Source organism: Desulfoplanes sp. PS50, assembly GCF_053851535.1.
Window position 1 is genome coordinate 24,143 of the sequence record NZ_JBSPZA010000022.1, and the last position, 19,038, is coordinate 43,180.

Here is a 19,038-nt window from a genome sequence, read left to right on the forward strand (position 1 = left end):
ATATGCATATAATAACAGGCAAGTACAAGGGACATCCCCTCAAGACGGCCTCGGGTCCTGGGTACCGGCCGGCCACGGCCAGGGTCAGAGAGTCCCTGTTTTCAAGCCTCGAGTCCCTGGGCGTTGATTGGGAATCGACCCGGGTCATCGATGTCTTTGCCGGAAGCGGTTCCCTGGCATTGGAGTGTTTGAGCCGGGGGGCCCGGCTGGCCTGGTTTGTTGAAAAAAATGCCAGAGCGGCCGGGGTGATCCGAAAGAACCTGACTACCCTGGGTGTGGACAGATCCATGTATCGGATCATCTGCAAGGACCTGTTCAAATTTCTCGATACCCCTTGCGAACCCAGGTTTTCCCTGGCCTTTATCGACCCCCCCTATGGCAGGGATCTGCTGGTGCCCGCCGTGGACAAGCTGCTGGACAAGGGATTGATCCAGCCCGGCGGACTCATCTGTGCCGAGGTCGAGGCCCAGGTTGACTGCTCGGATTGCTTCACGGACTTTCTGGTGGAGATCAAAGAAAAAAACTACGGACAAACAAGGATATACATATGGCAGCTCTCGGCAAACGGATAGCCATCTATCCAGGAACCTTCGACCCGCTGACCAATGGTCATGTCAGTCTGATACGCCGTGGATTCGACATTTTTGACGGCGTCCTCGTGGCCGTGGCAGCGGATACGGGCAAAAAGACCCTGTTCAGCCTCGAGGAACGCGTGGCCATGGTTCGCGAGGTGTTCGCGCGGGAACCCCGGGTCGAGGTAGAGCCTTTTGCCGGTCTGCTCATGGATTTTGTGCGCCTCAAAAAATGCAAGGCCATCCTTCGCGGACTGCGGGCGGTTTCGGATTTCGAGCATGAGTTCCAGATGGGACTGATGAACAGACGACTGCATCAGGGAGCCCAGACCATCTATATGATGACCGATTACAAATGGCTGTACATCAGCTCGACCATCATCAAGAGCGTTGCCGAACTCGGGGGTGACATCCACGGTCTTGTTCCGGACAGTGTGGAGGGACATTTGATGCGCAGATATGAGGAACTTCAGGAAGGGTCCGGATGCGTATGAACATTGTCTGTCTGGTCGGGGCAACCGGGGCCGGAAAGACCGCCTCGGCCCTGTATCTGGCCCGTCATTTCGATGCCGAGGTGGTCAATTTCGATTCCAGACAGGTGTATCGCGATGTTCCCATTGTCACGGCCCAGCCAAGTCCGGCGGAGCAGGCTGTCTGTCCTCACCATCTCTACGGGTATCTTTGTTCGGATGTTCCCGTTCAGGCCGGCAGTTTCGTGGAGACTGTGCGCGACAGGATCGCGGACATCACGTCCCGGGGGAAGCTGCCTCTGCTGGTGGGCGGTACCGGTCTGTACCTGAAGACCCTGATCCAGGGGATCGCCCCTATTCCGGAAATTCCCCCGGAGATACGCGAACGCATAGAAACCATGTGCGTCAGCCTGGGCAGTTCTGTTCTTTACCAACGTCTGGAAGGTGAAGATCCCGAGTATGCGGCCAGGATTCATCCTCATGACAGGCAGCGCATCTGTCGCGCGCTTGAGGTGCTCGAGGGAACAGGTCACCCGCTTTCATGGTGGCATAGACAGCCTGATCGTCAACCTGCCGTGAAGGTGCGATCCCTCAAGCTCGGTGTTCGGGTCGATATGCAGGAGCTCAAACCCCTTCTGGCCAAACGCATTCGGGTCATGCTTGACCTCGGAGCGGTTCAGGAAATGCGTAACGCCTATGCCGTTTGTCCCGATCGCAGGGCTCCGGCCTTCACCGGGATAGGATGTCCCGAACTTCTTGCCCATCTTCTCGACCATGTCGATTTCGAAGAAACCAAGAGAGTGTGGTTGCAGAAAACTCGTGCCTATGCCAAACGTCAGACAACCTGGTTCAAGCGTGACCAGGAGATCACCTGGTTCGCCCCCGACGCCTTCAAGGAGATGGAAAAGCGTGTCAGAACATGGAAAGAACGGCTCTAGCCGCGTGTTTTTTCTTGTTGTGCTGTTGGTTTTTTTGAGCTCGAACCTGCCGTGCCAGGCCGCCCAGACGTTTCGGTTCGACCCGACCCCTTTGTTACAACAGGCCACAACATATCTTGATCAGGGAAAATTTCTCGAGTGTGTGGAGACCTATGAGCAAGTGGCCACGTATGCCTCGGGAGCCGACGAACAGGCCCATGCCCTGGTTCGGATGGGAGATGTTCTGTCGTTATTTCTTGAAAAGAAGGATCAGGCCCTCGAGATTTACAACCGGGTCATGGAACGCTTCGGCCCCATGGCAGCCACGGAAAACGCCTATTTCAACAGGGCCATGATTCTCTACGAGCAGCGGCGGCTGGCAGAGGCCAGAGAAGGATTTGCACGCTATGTGACCCTGTTCCCGCGTGGTCGGCGTCAAGCCACGGCCGCCTTTATGGTCGATCAGGCAGACGAGGAACTGAAGACGTCCGGGGAAGTGGGTGAACCTCCCTCCTCGTACGTGCAGCCGGCGTCTCCTCCTGCCTCGACATTTATCCGTGTTGCCCTGACTTCAAAACCGAGTGTGCGTCTTGAATCACAGGGGGGCGGTCGTCTGGTTGCGGGCGGCAGGCAGCGAAACGTGACTGAAGAGGCCATTGAGTTCCGTGTTTCGGGCAGCAAAGTGATCGGTAACGGTGTCGCACTCGGATCCCAATGCATTTTCGAACCTGCACACGGTTTATTTGCCTGCAACGGCAGAAAATATCGGGGCCAGGCCGTGGTGATGATCGATCAGGGCAGGGTGCTGCTGGTCAATCGTTTGCCCATGGAGTCCTATCTTCAGGGGGTGGTTCCCAAAGAGATGATGGCCTCCTGGGACGATGAGGCCTTGTGTTCCCAGGCCGTGGCCGCACGGACATATGCCCTTTATCTGAGCAGCAAGTCTGAAGACAAACCCTACGATGTGGCTGCGACCACTGCTTCACAGGTGTATGGCGGAGCTGAGGCAGCTACACGGAAAACCGACCAGGCGGTTGCCAGAACCGCAGGCCAGGTTTTGGTTTTCAAGGACAAGCCCGTGCTCTCCTATTTTCATTCCCACAGCGGGGGGATGCTCGAGGATCCTGCCAAGGTCTGGACTACAGGCATGCCCTATTACACGATTAAAAATGATCAGATCTCACAGCAATTCCATCCCGTTGACTGGAGTGCCCGAATTTCGGCCTCGGACGTGAGAAAGGCCCTGGTGAAAAACGGTTTCCATGTCGGACCTGTCCGTGATATGCGTATTATCGAGAGTTCACCCTCCGGGCGGTGGACCAAGGTGCGTATCACCACAGATTCCGGGGACGTGGATGTCAAAGGCAATTCGCTGCGTATCTGGTTGGGTGCCGGTGCGATAAAGAGTACCCTTGGAACCATCAGCCGTCATGGCGAGGAATTTGTTTTCAAGGGGCAGGGATTTGGTCACGGGGTCGGCCTCAGCCAGTGGGGTGCCCAGGGGATGGCCCGCGCGGGCAGGTCGTACCAGGAAATTCTGATCCATTATTATCCCGGAACCACGATCGCGAAGATCTATTGAACCCTGCTGTTTTTCCGACTCACATGGAGGGAATATGGACAAGGTGACACGGAGGCATTTTTTGCGTGCCGGATCGCTCACTCTGGGGACAGCTCTTCTTGCTCCAGGGATGCTTTTTGCTGAGGAATCGGCGTTTGATCTAGCCCTGCAGGGCCAGGATCTGCTTGCTTCCAAAGAGTATGGTCCGGCCATAGAATCGCTGCGCCAGGCTGTCGTTTTGGACGATACCAACGAGTGGGCCTGGGGGCTGCTCGGCAGGGCCTATTACCAGGTCGGGGATATGCGCAGCGCCCTTACCGCTTTCCGCAGGGTCATCAACCTCAACCCCGAGGATGTCTACTCGAGGATGATGGTCGAGGTGATCATGCAGAAACCTCTGCCCCCCAAACCCGAGGTCGAGGCCCCTTTGACTCCCTTGGAACGGGAGGCCAAAGAGGAAGAGGCCCGTTTCCGGGAAAGACTCGAGGAGAACAGCGCAAAAGGGTACCATGTTCGCCGGGTGGTTCTCGATGCCGGGCATGGAGGGTTTGATTCTGGAGCCGTGGGGCTCGGCAAGCTTGAGGAAAAGGTGGTTACCCTGGATCTGGCCAAGCGGACCGCCAGGATTCTTGAGAATCAAAAAGCCCCGTTTGAGCTTTTCCTGACCCGGACCGATGACTACTATATTCCTCTGAGCGCACGGACAACGACCGCCAACCAATACAATGCGGATCTGTTTGTTTCCTTTCATATCAATGCCAACGCCAACCGTCAGCCCAACGGGATCGAGACCTATTTCTGTTCGGAAACCGCCTCCAGCAAGGAGGCCGAACGTGTGGCCGCCTTTGAAAATTCCGTGATCAAGTTCGACAAGAAGGAGTTGATCACAAAGGGGTATGTGAACATCGAAGACATGCTCTTTCGGTTCGAGCGACGCAGATATTGGGAGGCCGGAGGAAAGATCGCCTCCATCGTGCAGAACAACATGGCCGAGCGTGTCACGATGCGCAACCGAGGTGTTCATTCAGCCAATTTTTATGTGCTTCGTCGGGCCAAGATGCCGTCCATCCTTTTAGAAACCGGATTCATCTCCAATCCCGAGCAGGAAAATCTTCTCAAGCAGCCTGACTATCGTGAGAACCTGGCCCTAAGCATTGCCGTCTCGCTTCAGCAACTCGCTTCAAGGGGGGTATGATGATCCGGATCTTCTCTCTATTGTTCTGCATGCTTTGTCTCGCACAACCGATCTGGTCACAGGATGTGAGCGATCTGGTTTTCGAGGGTTCGGCCCTGTCTTTTGAAGGAAAGGTGGATGAGGCCGCACGCATTTTCGCCCAGGTAGTCTCCCTGGACCCGGACAACGAGTTTGCCAGAAATCAGCTGGGCCTCATGTATGCCAAACAGGAAAAATTTGCACAGGCCCAGCAGCAATTTGCCGCAGTAGTCCAAAAATCTCCGGACAATATTTTTGCCCGTACCTGGCTTGGGGTTCTTCTCCTGAACCAGGGCAAGGTCGATCAGGCGCGCAAGGAATTTGAGTCCATCCTGTCGCTGGATCCTTCCAATGCCAATGGTTATTATTTTTTAGGTGTCATGCATGCCGTGGATCATGACATGGCCAAGGCCGTTACCTTTCTGCGCAAGGCCCAGTCGGTCGGTTCCGATGATCCCGAGACCCATTACCGCCTGGCCCAGGCCTTTGCCGGAATGGGTATGCAGATCAACGCCCGGCTCGAGTACGAGCGGGCCCTGGCCATAAGTCCCAAGTTTGTAAAGGCAATTAACGGGCTTGGATGGCTTTTCTACAACAAGGGGGATACGAAAAAGGCCATTTCCCTGTGGGAACAGGTCCTTTCCATCAGCAGTGATGACCCGGAGGCCCGTTACAATCTTGCCAAGGTCTACAACGACCAGGCATATGCAGCGTATTCCAACGGTGAACATGCCAAGGCCAAGCAGTGGTGGGAAAAGACTCTTGTCTATGAACCGGGGAACAAAGCAGCTAAATATTACTTGCGTAAACTGGGGTAGCGGGTTAGCCGACAACAATACCACAATTAACTCTTTTCAAGCACACTCAAGTCCTTGAATCAATGGGAGGAAGGTATGAAACTGGGTAAACGTGTACTGCTTTTCAGTCTGGTCTTCGTCTGTTCGGCCGTGATGGCCTGGGCATTGGGTACCGGCAAGAATGATGGATATGTGCAGACCTTTGATAACGGCGAGGTCAATTGGCAGTCCGGCGTCATTACTGCCGTGGGGATCGGAGCTCCTCCAGCCAATGCCGTGAACATGGCCCAGGCTCGGGCACTTGCCCGGCGTGCAGCCATTGTCGTGGCTCGACGAAATCTCCTGGAGATTGTCAAGGGGGTCCGTATTGATTCCGAAACAACGGTCCAGGAGTATATGGTCACAAGCGATATCATCAGAACCTCGGTCAGCGGCTATCTGCAGAACTCTCAAATTCTCGATGTGGCCTATATGTCCGATGGTTCCGTTGAAGCGACGGTTGGCGTCAGTCTGCGTGGTGGCCTGGCCAAGATCGTGATCCCCAAGACCATGCCGTTCAAGTTTGAAGAACCCCAGGTGGTTCCGGAGCCCGAGATAACCACGCCGGCTCCCGCTCCGCAGCCCGCCCTGCCTGCTCCATCCGAACCCGTATCTGCTCTGCCCGCTCCCACCGAACCGGCTCCCACCCCTGCACAGATTGTCACCGGGCTGGTTGTGGATGCCTCTGGAAGCGGGGCCCGGCCGGCCATGAGTCCGAAGATTTATGACGAACAGGGCACCGAAGTCTATGGTTCTGCATTGGTCAGTCGCGAGTACGCCATCCAGCAGGGAATGGCCGGCTATGCCAAGGATATCGAAAAGGCCACGACCCGTCCCAGGGTCACGGACAAGCCTTTGGTCGTCAAGGCCTTGTCAGCCAAGGGCAAGGGCATGAGCGATCTGGTTATTTCTAACGCTGATGCCAACACCTTGCGGGAACTTGCTGAAAACCAGAGTTTTCTCGAAAAGTGTCGGGTAATGATCGTTCTCAACTAACTATCGAATGTGATGTGACAAAAATGGGAGGAAGTGGACTTTCTCCCATTTCTCTGCCGTGCATTGCAAGGAGGCTGCATGAGACATGTGAATGTGATTGAGAAAGGGCTCCTGTGGATTCTGGTCGTGAGTCTGATGGCGATCGTTTCCTGTGCCCCCAAGGGACGCAAGGCCGTGGGGATCATGGATACGCCCGAGCATCATTACAACCAGGGTGTTTCCTTCCTGGACAAGGACAATCTCGACGCTGCAGCCGGTGAATTCGACCTGGCTCTGGGTCTGGACAAGAAGTATGGCCCGGCTCTGGCTGGCAAAGGTCTGGTCCAGGTCATGCAGGGAGATGACGACGGCCTGAAGATGATCACAAGCGGCTGGCGCAGGGCCGATGGCAAGTGGGAGAAGGTGCAGGTGGTCAGCGCCGAGATCCGGGCGTACATCGCCATGAAAAAGGATGGTCGCATCCAAGAAACAGAGATGATCCGCAAGGCCAAAGAGGCCTTTTCCAGAGGGTTGCTCGTGGAGCGGGATGCTCCGGCATTGTATTATTATATGGGCGAAGCCTATCTCCAGGGCCTCGATTTCAGGGAGTCGGAAACCATGTTCGCCACGGCCAAGAGTCTTGGCGGTGATTTCGAGGAGCGGGCCTACGAACGTTGGACCTTTGTGCAAAAGGCCAACAGGGCAGCCCCTGAATCCATGATCGGCAAGAAGATCGCCCTTGTGGAAAAGCTGAGCCGTGCCGACATGGCTGCCTTGCTCGTAGAGGAATTGAATATCGAACGGTTCTATACCCGTACCCAGGAACCTGAAAAGGTCAGCTTCGAGGCCCCCAAGGGCATCACTATGAAGGGCGAGGACCTGTATACCACAAAAGATATGACCGATATCGAGGGCAATCCCCTGAAAAACGACATTGAAAAGGTTGTTTCTCTGGGCGTGGAAGGTCTCAAGCCCTATCCTGACCATACCTTCAGACCCCAGGCACCTGTCAGCAGAATCGAGGCTGCCCAGCTTTTTCAGGATATCATTGTCCGGGCAACCGGGAAGACCTCTCTGGCGACCGAGTATCTTGGCGAAGAGAGTCGCATTCCCGATGTACCCAGGGATCACTGGGGATTCAATGCTGTTCGGTTGTGTACAGAGCGCGGGATCATGAGCACGGATGTGCGCACCAACTCGTTTTATCCCAAGGACGTCATGACCGGTGTGGACGCCTTGTTATCGATGAAGGAACTCAAGCGGGCCCTGACGATTTTTTAACGTGTCTTTAAAAAAGGCAAGGCCTGCGTGGAGACGATCACGGGGTGAAGTGTTCCGGGCCGTTTTTTGCGGTTGAGCCCTATTCGTTTATGACCATATGAGTCGGTAGGTGTCGATACGGGATCTCAAAGAGTATTGAAATTCAGGCAGTTGCCATAAATTCCCAGGATAGGCCCGGTTGAAGAGATGGTGTGGTGCCGAAGATATGGGCGCACCTGATACCAATATCGGCAAAGCGGGTGGCTGCACGTAGAGCGTGGTCATCCGCTTTGTTCTTGATGGATTTCTGCCGGAATGGATAGGTCACTGCGGTCAAGACGTTGTGTCGAATGGGATTATTGTTTGTTGAATGAGGGAAATATGAAGTTTGTGTGTGGGTATAAAAGCGTAGGCATGGCGATTGGTTTGCTATTGACTGTTCTGCTTCTTCCGGGCTGGGCTGCCCAACGTGTGGAGATAAGCTGGCCCCTGGCTCCGGGGCAACAGGAGATCGATGTCCGAGATGAGGCCATGCATGCCGGTTTTTTGCAGGGGGTTGTTCAACAGGCCAACGAACTTCTCGTTGAACCCATGGCAAGCGATCGGGCTGAGCTTTTTGGGGCCTATATGGAAAGCAGGGTGTCAGATCTGGTTGTGGGATACTCGGTGTTGAAGACCCGTCTTGTTGAAGAACCTCCTGCCCTTGATATGGTTCTTTCGGTTACACTCAATGTTCCTGAAATCAAAAAGCACCTGAGACAACTGGGGATTCTCTACACCTGTACGCATCCTGTCACCACGACCATGACCCTGTCTGGAGTGGATGGGACTGATTGGCAACGTCTTGAAGCGTTGAAAACATTGACGGGCGTGACTGTGATTTTTTCGGGCGCGGATGCCAAGCGGGGTGCAGCAGATGTACGGATTGTCAAATCAGATACAGCCGCGTGGGAAGGAGTGCTGAGCGCGTTTGACAAGACATTTACCTCCAGGGGCAAAAGTCTGGATGAGGTGTGGATGGCCCTGTGGGCAGACTATTTCAATCTTGAAAGCGTTGTTGCGGCAATTTTTGATACGATCAGGTTCAAGATCGATGGATGGTATGTGCCGGAAGGGGTTTCCTATTTCGATACCCTGCTCCCGACATGGAAAAAACTGGTGGAGCAATCCTATCTCGTGAAGATCGAGCTGGAACCTGAAAGCCTTGGCGGTCTCTGGGAAGTCCGCACCCGAGATGTTCAGGCCATGCGTAGTCGGCTCGAAAGCTTTTTGGCTGACAAGGGGCTCAGGTTGGTATGGTTTGATGACGGGTCCGACCCCAAGAGCTGAGTCGCGCGAGACTCCGTTTGGATGGGAGGGGATAACCCGATGAATCTGGAGGGCTGTGTGATGCGAGAACGAATAATGGTTGCTGCCGTAGTGGTGATGTGGCTTGTCAGCGTTGGTTCGGGAGTTGCTGCGGATTATGATCTCCCGGTCACGGGCCAGGCGCGAGTGCAGTTTCTTCAGGGAAGTGCGGATATGCTTGCCTTGGGAAACCGGGTGTCCTTGCAGACAGACGATGTTCTGTGTGCACCGGCCAAGGTCATGGTTGGTGCGTCATCGCGTCTGGAACTCCTTTTGGCTGATGGAAGTTTTGTCCGCTTTGCACCCAATACGACCTTTACCCTGGTCAAGGCCGATGCCGTGCCCTCCACCTCACGGGATATCAGTGTCGATGTCGCCATGGGGGACTGCTGGGCCAAAGTCCAGGATCTTCTGGGACAGGACGGCTCCTTTGAGGTCAATTCTCCCACGGCCGTGGCCGGCGTGGCCGGCACGGTGTACCGGCTGCATGTCAAGCAGAACAAGGCATCGGCATATTTTGTCTATGACGGAAAAATCCAGGTGGCCTACTCGCCTGCTTCACCGCCAGCGGGATCGGGCCCTATAACCCAACCGAATCGGGTTGCAGGTCCAAGCCGGGTTGCAGGACCCCACCGGGTTTCCCTGGAAGAGTGGATGGTCGTTGTCAGCAAGGGGTATCGGTTTTCCATTTCTGCCGAGGGCGCGTATTCCGACCCCCAGCCCTTTGACATGAAGCAGGATCGCCAGGATCCATGGGTCAAATGGAATCTCGATCGCGATCAAGGTTTGTCCTTCTAGAACCTGATACGTGTGTGGTCACTTGTGGCCATTTGTGCCGTGCAAATCAAAGACATCGAAAGCAACGGCTTTCGTCATCGGTTTGATGGCTTATGCTCAATCATTCCAATTGGACTATTCCCAATATCCTGACCCTGGTCAGAATACTGCTCACTCCGGCTATCGTCATGGCCTTTGTGGACCATCATCTTGAGCTTGTATGGATCATTTTTGCCGTGGCAGGGGTTACCGATGCACTGGATGGTTTTTTGGCCAGAGTCCTCGGCCAGCGTACGTTCCTGGGCTCGGTGCTCGATCCGCTTGCCGACAAGATACTCCTCGATACCACATTTATCTGTCTTGGCATCAAGGGATGGATCCCGCCATGGTTGGTTGTACTTGTTGTCAGCCGTGATTTTATCATTGTCGGGGGATTGAGCCTGCTTGCAATTTTTGGCATCGATGTACGCTCCAAGATCAATCCGACACTGGTCAGTAAATGCAATACCGCAGCTCAGGTCCTTCTGGTCATCACCATCCTGATAGCCAGAACCTTTGACTGGGATTGTTCCCTGTGCGAGCTTTTTCTCGTTGTTGCGGTGACCTTGCTGACGCTGGTTTCCGGAGTCCACTATCTGCTCAAGGGGATAGCCTTTTTTTCCGAGGGGGAATGACCCGGGACGACCCGGAAAATGGTCTAGGTCGTTTTGAGTACCTTACTCGTGGAAGTCTGCCATAAAAAACAGGAAAATTTTATAACTGCTTGAACTTAAAACTTAAAACCTAAAACCTAAAACTGCGGCTTGGCCGCATCGGGTAGAGGCGGGAGAAATATGTTCAGTTCATCGGACAGCATAACGTGCCGATCACCAAAGGCACGCAACCTTTGAACGGATTTGTCTGGCAGTTGTTCGTAAAGAGGCCATAAAAAAAGAACCCTGAATATCAGGGTTCTTTTTTTACGCGAAACTGCGCGTCATGACAAAAATACACACAGACTTCTCAAGCAGGGGTGTAACCATTCAGATCAAAATCCAGTCCCTCAAACCGTCTGGATTTTTGGAGACCGCACCTGAATAGTTACTTTGGATTTAAGATTTTTTTGAATTCTCGTCGTCTTTTTTGTCGGTATCCGGGGTAACGTCGATTTCTTCAGGTTCATTGGTGGCTTTCTTGAAATTTTTGATGGCCCGACCCATGCCCGAACCGATTTCGGGCAGTTTGTTCGCCCCGAAAATGACCAGGACGATGACAAGTATGATGATAAGCTCTGGTATTCCTATTCCAAACATGGTGTCCTCCTCGTGGAAACGTCAAACTTCATATCTTGTACTCAGTTACAGGTCAAGGAGGATGGTCGCGACAGGACAAATTCGATCTCTCTCAAACGACAGCCTGGAGAACAAATCGGCCCCGGCGGGCTCAAAACACTTTTCTCCCGGGACAGGTCATGATAGTTGGACCGATCATGTTGTATGAATCACCTGGAAGCAGGGAGCTGGTTTGAATCTTGTCAGGATGCCCGGGATCGGTTGCCGGTTTTACGTTTATGGCCATTGTATCTACGAGGAAGTCCAGAATCCCGGATATGATGCCACATGTATCTGCACGGTGCTCAAAAAGCTCGAGTCCCAGTTCGAGGACTTTGTGGATCGAGCTGAAGCCTTTGGGATCGAACCCCTGACCGCTGCCATGATCTGGCCCAGATTCGGGGACAGAATATGCGTTGAAACTATATGTTCGCAGTATGCACCTGATTCCGAAAAGCGCAGTGACGAGTGCCGATATCGCTATGACAATGCCTGTATCCTGCTGTTTCCCACGTGTTCCGGGCGATGTTCGAGATTCGAGCCGGGATCACACCTTTTTAAAGAAGATGGCTTTTTTCACTCATAAGGATTTGGCATGTACAAAGATATTTCAATGATCCATTTTCCCTTCATGCACCCGGAGCTTGTCCCCGGGTATCTGCCCGCCTCCATCATGTTGATGGACCCCGGCCATGTGCCACACGCGAAAGATTCCCAGCCCCGATATTTCCGTTCTACGGATCTTGTCTATGAGGACAGGCTTGCGCGGAAATTTCTGGAAGACAGCCTGGAGTTCGGAGCTCAGTTCAAGCATGCTTCAGATGCCGCCTATTATCAGGCCGGGAAGATGAATGATTTTTTTTCCGGGAGCATGCAGGAGATCAAATCTGAAATTCTTTCCTCTCAAAAGGATGGCACCGAAGAGGTGAAGAAAAAAAGGGTCGATGCCCAACTCCTTCTTCTTCTGGGATTTCATCTTGAAGAACAGATGCTGGAACTCGGTGCCCTGGAAAACAGGATCACCACTTCTGTGCGTGATTTCGAGGAAAATCTCGGGATGAGCGAGGATGACCAGCACGGATTTGGTCCGGATTTTTGCGCACACAAGCAAAAGACCCTTGCCTCGCTGACCATGGATTGGCATCGCCTGGTAGCTCCATTTGTACGTTTTGTCCCCGAGAATTGCGCCCTGGTGATCACAGACCCTCTTATCTGGGCGTCCATGCAGGAACAGGGGCTGCAGTCCTCGCCTATCTCCCCGGACGAGCTAGCTGCCCTTTTCCCGGATTGGAAACCTCCCTTTGCCATGTCCTTTTCCCTGGATACGCTGGCTTTTAAAGAGCTGCGAGCCTATGCCGGGGTGAAGGTGCCCGAGGATCTCCTTGCCAAGGAGGTCCTTCTTCTGGGTATGACAAAGGACTCGGATGCGGACAACGGACCAACCACGTAAAATGACATAACGGCCACTTTCGATAATCGGATCAGGCCCATACCACATATCAAGGAGGAACGTTTCATGGCCAAGGAAAAACTCGGTGAACGCATCAGAAATTTTCGGGAAATGAATGAACTGACCCGCGAGGAACTCGCTCAGCGCAGCGGCCTGAGCCTGGATTTTATCACCGGCCTTGAAACGGAAAGCGAATACCCTTCTCTAGGACCCCTGCTCAAGGTGGCCCGGGCCCTTGGTGTGCGACTCGGAACATTTCTCGACGACGAGGTCAGCAAGGATCCTCTGATCATCCGCCTGGACGAGCGCAGGGAAGAGCTGAGCATGCAGAGTCGCAACGGTAAATCTGTCGCACTCCGTTTTTTCGGCCTGGGTAAGGGCAAGATCGACCGCCACATGGAGCCTTTCTTCATTGAGATCCTTCCGGAATCGGGCAAGGACAAGACTCTGTCATCCCACGAGGGTGAAGAGTTCATCGTGGTCGTCTCCGGCGAGGTCGAGCTCATCTACGGTCAGGAGACAACCGTTCTGAGGGCCGGTGACAGCATGTATTACAATTCCATTGTTCCCCACCATGTGGGATGTGCCGGGGATGAGCCTGCTGAGATTTATGCGGTTCTTTATTTTCCGGAATAGGGGATTGCTGGGAGATGGAAAAAATTTAAGAGATTTGAGAGATTTGAGAGATTTAAGAGATTTAAGAGATTTAAGAGATTTGAGAGATTTGAGAGATTTGAGAGAGTTGAAAAATTTGAGAGAGTTGAAAAATTTGAGAGATTTGAGATTTGGTGGCGCTTCTTGTCAATTGCGATATCCGTGAGAGGCGGAATCGTGTGTCTGTCTTGTTTTGACCTGAACGGTTGCCAATCCGGTCCATTCTACATTTGATACATATCGAGGTACTTCATGACACAACCTGCCTTGCGAGAACGCACCCTCGGGCAGATGCTCGACGAGACGATCGGGAGATATCCTGACAACGACGCAGTGGTGTATGTTGATAGGGATTTTCGACTGACCTATCGGGAGTTCGGCGAAGTGGTCGACCAGACCGCAAAAGGGCTCATGGCCCTGGGGGTTGAAAAGGGCCATAAAGTGGCTGTATGGGCGAGCAACGTGCCTTTCTGGGTTACCCTTCAATTTGCCACGGCCAAGATCGGTGCCATTCTCCTGACTGTGAATACGGCCTACAAGACCAAAGAAGTTGAATACCTGCTCTCGCATTCCGAATGCGAGCATATTTTCATCATGGATGGATTCCGGGATACGGACTACATCCATACATTGTATGAACTCCTTCCCGAGCTCAAGACCCAGGCCCGCGGATATCTGAAGTCGGACAGCTTTCCCCATCTGCAAAAGGTTTTTTTCCTCGGTCAGGAGAAGCACAGGGGCATGTACTCCATGCCTGAGCTCCTGGCCATCGGGCAGATGGTTTCCGAGCAGGACTATCTGGCCCGACAAGACACGCTTGATCCCCATGACGTGGTCAACATGCAGTACACCTCGGGAACTACCGGGTTTCCCAAAGGGGTCATGCTCACCCATTACAATATCGGAAACAATGGTTTCTGGATCGGTGAAAACCAGGAGTTTACCGAAAAGGACAGGGTGTGCATCCCTGTACCCCTGTTTCATTGTTTCGGCTGCGTGCTCGGGGTGCTTGCCTGTGTCAGCCATGGATCGTCCATGATCATTCTCGAAGGGTTCAATCCGATTTTGATCATGACCTCGGTAGAGACCGAGAAGTGTACCGCGCTGTACGGTGTTCCAACTATGTTCATCGCCGTACTCGAGCACAGACTGTTCGAGAAGTTCGATTTCAGCACCCTGCGAACGGGGATCATGTCCGGTTCGCCCTGCCCGGTCCGGGTCATGCGCCAGGTCATCGAAAAGATGAACATGAGCGAAATCACTATCTGCTACGGTCTGACCGAGGGATCGCCGGTAATGACTCAGACCCGAGTGCACGACGAAATCAAAAAACGGGTCGAGACCGTAGGTCAGGCCATGCCCCAGATTGAAGTGGTCATCATGGATCCGGAAACCGGAAAAGAGATGCCCAGGGGGACCATCGGCGAGGTCTGCTGCCGTGGATACAACGTGATGAAGGGGTACTACAACATGCCCGAGGCCACGGCCAAGGCCGTCGACAAAAAGGGCTGGCTCCATTCAGGAGATTTGGGGGTCATGGATGATGATGGGTACGTGACCATTACCGGCCGGATCAAGGACATGATCATCCGGGGTGGTGAAAACATCTACCCGCGCGAAGTGGAGGAGTTTCTCTATTCCATGGAAGGCATTTCAGACGTTCAGGTCGTTGGCGTGCCCAGCCGGAAGTACGGCGAGGAGGTCGGCGCGTTTGTCATCCTCAAGGAGGGGTTTGAATACGCTCCCGAAGACATACGCGATTATTGCCGGGGCAAGATCGCCAGGTACAAGACGCCCAAATACATCCATTTCCTGGACAGTTATCCCATGACAGCCAGTGGAAAGATTCAGAAGTACAAGCTGCGTGAACTTTCGGCTGAATTGTTTCCCCAGGCCATGAAATAACCGGATCTTTGGCGGAACCTCACGGGCGGAGTGAAAATTCAGACTATGAGAACAGATAGTTGATCATGAATTGTGCACAACCCTATGCCACGCACCGGGCGACATCTGATGTCGCCCGTGTGCGTGGAATCATTTTTGACTGTGACGGGGTGCTTTTTGATTCCAAGGAGGTCAACCGCAAGTATTACAATGCGTTGCGGTTTGCCCTTGATCTGCCGCCGCTTTCCGAGAGCGAGCTCGACTATGCCCATATGCAGACCGTTTCCAAGGCTCTGGACCGGATTATTCCAGAGAATCGCAAAAATGAGATGCACAGGGTGCGCAGGAAGCTGTCCTATAAGGACTATATTCCCTATCTGAAGCCCATGGACGGAATTTATGCCTTGCTCGAGACCCTGCGTTCATTGGGAATACGCATGGCCGTCAATACCAATCGGTTGGACACCATGGAACGAATTCTCGAGCGGTTCGATCTGTCCATGTATTTTTTCCCGGTGATCACCTCGGCCAGGGTTGCGTTCCCCAAGCCGCATCCCGAAGGAATCCATGCCATCCTGAAAAAGTGGCGACTCGACAGGGACGAGGTGCGTTATATCGGCGACTCCAGGGTGGATGAAGTCACCGCGTCCCGTGCCGGGGTCCGTTTCTGGGCCTATGACAACGATGGATTACTCGCCCATCGTCATATTTCGGATTTCTGGGCACTCAAAAATGCGCTGGACCGGGAAAAGATCTGAGGAAAATTTGGGAGGCTGTGAATTGAAAAATTTCAGAAAATCAGGAAGATGAAAAGTTTACAATTTAAAGATGGGGATTATAACATTCTATAATGTATAAAATTTCTACTCTTTGAGATTCCTTCGTCTCAAGGGAGCAGGTACATGTTTTCTTGATTTTTAAGCGGCTCTGTGTTTTTTGTATGCTATAGGAGGATTTATGTTTATTTTTGAAAATTTATTGCAATCCGTTGCAATGCTTATCAATACATTGCTTTCCCTGTATTTTTGGGTGGTTATTATCTCAGCCCTGCTCTCCTGGGTGAACCCGGATCCCTATAACCCTATCGTGCGGATTTTGCGCTCCCTGACCGAACCTGTCTTTTACAGGATACGCAAATGGATGCCCTTTACGTACATAAGCGGGATTGATTTCTCTCCGGTGGTACTCCTTCTTGCCATTCAGTTCTTGAAGATGTTTCTGGTGCGCACTCTGTTTCAGCTTGGTGGGATGTATCCGGGTTGATGGTTCTTTTTTCTCCCTTTTTACCCCGTTTTTCACAATAATGCCTACTCAGTATCCCGAGTATATACAACAGGTCGGCCCTCATGCCTGGAAGCTCTGTGTATGGGTCCAGCCCCGGGCCAAAAAAAGCGGGATTCAGGGGCTTTACGGCGATCGGCTCAAGATCAAGGTCACAGCCCCTCCTGTCGACCACAAGGCCAACGGGGAGGTTGTGGAGACCATCGCGTCCCTCCTGGGTCTCAAGAGTCGTGAAGTGCGGGTTCAAAGCGGTGAAACCGGAAGGAAAAAAGATCTGGTCATCGAGACCGACAGGGAACCGTGCTGGGATAAACTGGGCAATTTTGCCCCGTAAAGAGAAATGTCGAGGGTGGTGGATGAACGATTTTTTCATCCTTTCTGTGCTCTTATAGAGAAAGGTGGCGTATTATCCTGTCACGGACGTGACGTGCTTGTATCTTTTGGGAACATCGATTTTCAATAGGCGCAAAAAATCTTATTTGTACCCCTGGTTATTTGCATTACTTTTCAACATATACCAACAGGAGAAGGCCTATGGAACAACGTGATCTTGAATTGATCGCTCAGTACAGCGAGACGGATGAAGAACTCAAGGCGTTGTGGGAAGAACATCTAGCCTTTGAGAATTATGTAAAAAAAATGGCTTCAAAACCATTCCTGAGCCCTGAAGAAAATACGGAACTCAAGAATATCAAGAAGCAGAAACTGGCAGGTAAGACCAGAATGCTTGCCTTATTGGAGAAGTATAAAGAAAAGTAAGATACGCTAGATGTATTCAATGACCTTCCATTGTCTTGGAAGGAGGAGTGATCGATCATGGAGTTGACTGGAGCCCAGGTTCTGCTGGAGAGTTTGCGTCGGGAAGGAGTTGAGATAGTTTTCGGCTATCCTGGCGGTTCGACCATTGATATCTACAATGAAATGCCCAAGTATCCTGTGAGACATATATTGACCAGGCATGAGCAGGGTGCTGTTCATGCGGCCGACGGGTATGCCAGGGCGTCCGGAAAGGTCGGCGTATGTCTGGTTACCTCGGGGCCGGGTGCTACCAATACGGTAACCGGAATCGCCACCGCATATATGGATTCCATCCCGCTTGTTGTTTTTACCGGACAGGTTCCCACCAGTCTCATTGGAAATGATGCTTTCCAGGAAGCAGATATCGTCGGGATCACCCGGCCCTGCGTCAAGCACAACTACCTGGTCAAGGATATCAAGGATCTGGCTGTCACCATCAAGCAGGCCTTTTACCTCGCAAGCACCGGCAGACCTGGCCCGGTCCTGGTCGATCTTCCCAAGGATATTATTCAGGCCACTGTGGATTACGAGTATCCCGGTGAAATCCAGATGCGCAGCTACAACCCTCATTACGAGCCTAATTCCAGACAGATCCAGAGGGTTGTCGATCTGATGCGTTTCGCACGCAAGCCGCTGTTCTTTGTGGGCGGCGGAGCCATTGGTTCCAATGCCTCGGAGGATCTGATCTGGATGGCCAAGAATTTGAACATCCCGGTCATTGGGTCACTCATGGGGTTGGGGGCCTTTCCCGGGAACGAACCTCTCTGGTTCGGCATGGTCGGAATGCATGGCACCTATGCGGCCAATATGGCCGTGAACAATGCCGATCTGCTCCTTGCCGTGGGGGTCCGGTTTGACGATCGGGTCACCGGTAAACTGAGTTCCTTTGCGGAAAAGGGAAAGATCGTGCACATCGACATCGATCCCACCTCCATCCGCAAGAATGTTTCCGTGGACGTTCCCATGGTCTGCGACTGCCGCAAGGCTCTCAGGGCCTTACGCAACGACATCGGCAAGGATGAGTCTATCAATTGGGAAGACAAACATGGAGAATGGGTCTCCAGGGTCCGGGCGTGGGAAAAGAGTCAGCCCATGACCTATGACAAGAACGGTTCCTCGTTTATCAAGCCCCAGATGGTCATCGAAACCATTTATGAGATTACCAAGGGCCGGGCCATCATCGCCACCGAGGTCGGTCAGAATCAGATGTGGGCCGCTCAGTTTTATAAATATCACAAGCCGAGGACCCTGCTCACCTCGGGAGGCCTCGGGACCATGGGGTATGGATTTCCCGCAGCCATCGGGGCCCAATTGGCCTTTCCCGGCTCCTTGGTCATCGATGTGGCCGGTGACGGATCCATTCAGATGAATATTCAGGAATTGGCCACAGCGGTAAGTTGTCAATTGCCGGTCAAAATCGTTATTTTGAACAACGGTCACCTGGGAATGGTCAGACAGTGGCAGGAGTTATTTTACAATCGGAACTACTGCTCGACCTGTCTGCAGAAAAATCCGGATTTCGTGGCCCTGGCCAAGGCGTATGGGGCCCAGGGATACAGGATCGAGAAGCGCGAAGACGTAAGCCCCGTCCTGAAGGAGGCATTTGCCACCAAGGAACCGACCATTGTGGACGTATTGGTCGAACCGGAAGAAAACGTCTACCCCATGGTACCGGCGGGTGCGTCTTTGACCGATATGCTGCTTGTCTAGATCGAGGCTTTGAATCGCAATCC

At 53.0% G+C, this 19,038-nt stretch carries 21 protein-coding genes; 20 read left to right on the top strand and 1 reads right to left on the bottom strand.

Going from position 1 to position 19,038, the window contains the following annotated elements; all coding sequences use genetic code 11:
- The first annotated feature begins 2 nt into the window (after positions 1-2).
- The 11 genes from rsmD to ACTVJH_RS10645 all read left to right on the top strand — a co-directional run bounded on the left by rsmD (position 3) and on the right by ACTVJH_RS10645 (position 10,602).
- Positions 3-572, top strand: coding sequence for a 16S rRNA (guanine(966)-N(2))-methyltransferase RsmD (gene rsmD / locus ACTVJH_RS10595; RefSeq protein WP_455990195.1), 570 nt, complete (start codon positions 3-5; stop codon positions 570-572).
- Entirely contained in the window at positions 548-1,066 is a 519-nt protein-coding gene (gene coaD, locus ACTVJH_RS10600; RefSeq protein WP_455990198.1) for a pantetheine-phosphate adenylyltransferase, read from the top strand. Before rsmD ends, coaD begins: the two co-directional genes overlap by 25 nt.
- Positions 1,057-1,980, top strand: coding sequence for a tRNA (adenosine(37)-N6)-dimethylallyltransferase MiaA (gene miaA, locus ACTVJH_RS10605; protein WP_455990201.1), 924 nt, complete (start codon positions 1,057-1,059; stop codon positions 1,978-1,980). Before coaD ends, miaA begins: the two co-directional genes overlap by 10 nt.
- A complete protein-coding gene (locus ACTVJH_RS10610) occupies positions 1,952-3,541 on the top strand; it encodes a SpoIID/LytB domain-containing protein (protein ID WP_455990204.1) in 1,590 nt (529 codons plus the stop codon). The genes miaA and ACTVJH_RS10610 overlap by 29 nt, the downstream gene beginning before the upstream one ends.
- 34 nt (positions 3,542-3,575) lie before the next feature.
- Positions 3,576-4,715 carry an N-acetylmuramoyl-L-alanine amidase gene (locus ACTVJH_RS10615; protein WP_455990207.1) on the top strand — a complete coding sequence of 380 codons (1,140 nt, stop codon included), beginning with the start codon at positions 3,576-3,578 and terminating at the stop codon, positions 4,713-4,715.
- Between the two features lie 65 nt (positions 4,716-4,780).
- A complete protein-coding gene (locus ACTVJH_RS10620) occupies positions 4,781-5,551 on the top strand; it encodes a tetratricopeptide repeat protein (protein WP_455990210.1) in 771 nt (256 codons plus the stop codon).
- Positions 5,552-5,626: 75 nt separating this feature from the next.
- Positions 5,627-6,565 carry a hypothetical protein gene (locus tag ACTVJH_RS10625; protein WP_455990213.1) on the top strand — a complete coding sequence of 313 codons (939 nt, stop codon included), beginning with the start codon at positions 5,627-5,629 and terminating at the stop codon, positions 6,563-6,565.
- Between the two features lie 78 nt (positions 6,566-6,643).
- Entirely contained in the window at positions 6,644-7,825 is a 1,182-nt protein-coding gene (locus ACTVJH_RS10630; protein ID WP_455990216.1) for an S-layer homology domain-containing protein, read from the top strand.
- A gap of 360 nt (positions 7,826-8,185) precedes the next feature.
- Positions 8,186-9,133, top strand: a complete 948-nt coding sequence (locus ACTVJH_RS10635) for a hypothetical protein (RefSeq protein WP_455990219.1) — start codon at positions 8,186-8,188, stop codon at positions 9,131-9,133.
- A gap of 60 nt (positions 9,134-9,193) precedes the next feature.
- The gene (locus ACTVJH_RS10640) at positions 9,194-9,949 is read left to right on the top strand and encodes a FecR family protein (protein ID WP_455990222.1); all 756 of its coding nucleotides are present in this window, start codon (positions 9,194-9,196) and stop codon (positions 9,947-9,949) included.
- A gap of 92 nt (positions 9,950-10,041) precedes the next feature.
- Positions 10,042-10,602, top strand: a complete 561-nt coding sequence (locus ACTVJH_RS10645; protein WP_455990225.1) for a CDP-alcohol phosphatidyltransferase family protein — start codon at positions 10,042-10,044, stop codon at positions 10,600-10,602.
- A 417-nt stretch (positions 10,603-11,019) separates the two neighbouring features.
- On the opposite strand, the gene ACTVJH_RS10650 is transcribed toward ACTVJH_RS10645, so the two are convergent.
- Positions 11,020-11,220, bottom strand: a complete 201-nt coding sequence (locus ACTVJH_RS10650) for a twin-arginine translocase TatA/TatE family subunit (protein ID WP_455990228.1) — start codon at positions 11,218-11,220, stop codon at positions 11,020-11,022.
- Positions 11,221-11,431: 211 nt separating this feature from the next.
- Here ACTVJH_RS10650 and ACTVJH_RS10655 point away from each other — a divergent pair, with 211 nt between their 5' ends.
- From ACTVJH_RS10655 to ilvB, 9 genes are all read left to right on the top strand, one after another.
- Positions 11,432-11,824, top strand: coding sequence for a hypothetical protein (locus tag ACTVJH_RS10655; protein WP_455990230.1), 393 nt, complete (start codon positions 11,432-11,434; stop codon positions 11,822-11,824).
- 9 nt (positions 11,825-11,833) lie between these two features.
- Positions 11,834-12,688 (top strand): hypothetical protein, encoded by an 855-nt coding sequence (locus ACTVJH_RS10660; RefSeq protein ID WP_455990233.1) that lies wholly within the window; start codon positions 11,834-11,836, stop codon positions 12,686-12,688.
- A 66-nt stretch (positions 12,689-12,754) separates the two neighbouring features.
- The gene (locus tag ACTVJH_RS10665; protein ID WP_455990236.1) at positions 12,755-13,324 is read left to right on the top strand and encodes a helix-turn-helix domain-containing protein; all 570 of its coding nucleotides are present in this window, start codon (positions 12,755-12,757) and stop codon (positions 13,322-13,324) included.
- Positions 13,325-13,594: 270 nt separating this feature from the next.
- Positions 13,595-15,247 carry an AMP-binding protein gene (locus tag ACTVJH_RS10670; protein WP_455990239.1) on the top strand — a complete coding sequence of 551 codons (1,653 nt, stop codon included), beginning with the start codon at positions 13,595-13,597 and terminating at the stop codon, positions 15,245-15,247.
- Between the two features lie 65 nt (positions 15,248-15,312).
- Positions 15,313-15,984: an HAD family hydrolase gene (locus ACTVJH_RS10675; RefSeq protein ID WP_455990242.1), complete on the top strand. Its 672-nt coding sequence runs from the start codon at positions 15,313-15,315 to the stop codon at positions 15,982-15,984.
- A gap of 199 nt (positions 15,985-16,183) precedes the next feature.
- Positions 16,184-16,489: a YggT family protein gene (locus ACTVJH_RS10680; protein ID WP_455990245.1), complete on the top strand. Its 306-nt coding sequence runs from the start codon at positions 16,184-16,186 to the stop codon at positions 16,487-16,489.
- A gap of 40 nt (positions 16,490-16,529) precedes the next feature.
- Positions 16,530-16,841 carry a DUF167 domain-containing protein gene (locus tag ACTVJH_RS10685; RefSeq protein WP_455990248.1) on the top strand — a complete coding sequence of 104 codons (312 nt, stop codon included), beginning with the start codon at positions 16,530-16,532 and terminating at the stop codon, positions 16,839-16,841.
- 200 nt (positions 16,842-17,041) lie between these two features.
- Positions 17,042-17,266 carry a DUF465 domain-containing protein gene (locus ACTVJH_RS10690; RefSeq protein WP_455990251.1) on the top strand — a complete coding sequence of 75 codons (225 nt, stop codon included), beginning with the start codon at positions 17,042-17,044 and terminating at the stop codon, positions 17,264-17,266.
- Between the two features lie 57 nt (positions 17,267-17,323).
- Positions 17,324-19,015, top strand: coding sequence for a biosynthetic-type acetolactate synthase large subunit (gene ilvB / locus ACTVJH_RS10695; protein ID WP_455990255.1), 1,692 nt, complete (start codon positions 17,324-17,326; stop codon positions 19,013-19,015).
- The last annotated feature ends 23 nt before the right edge of the window (positions 19,016-19,038 follow it).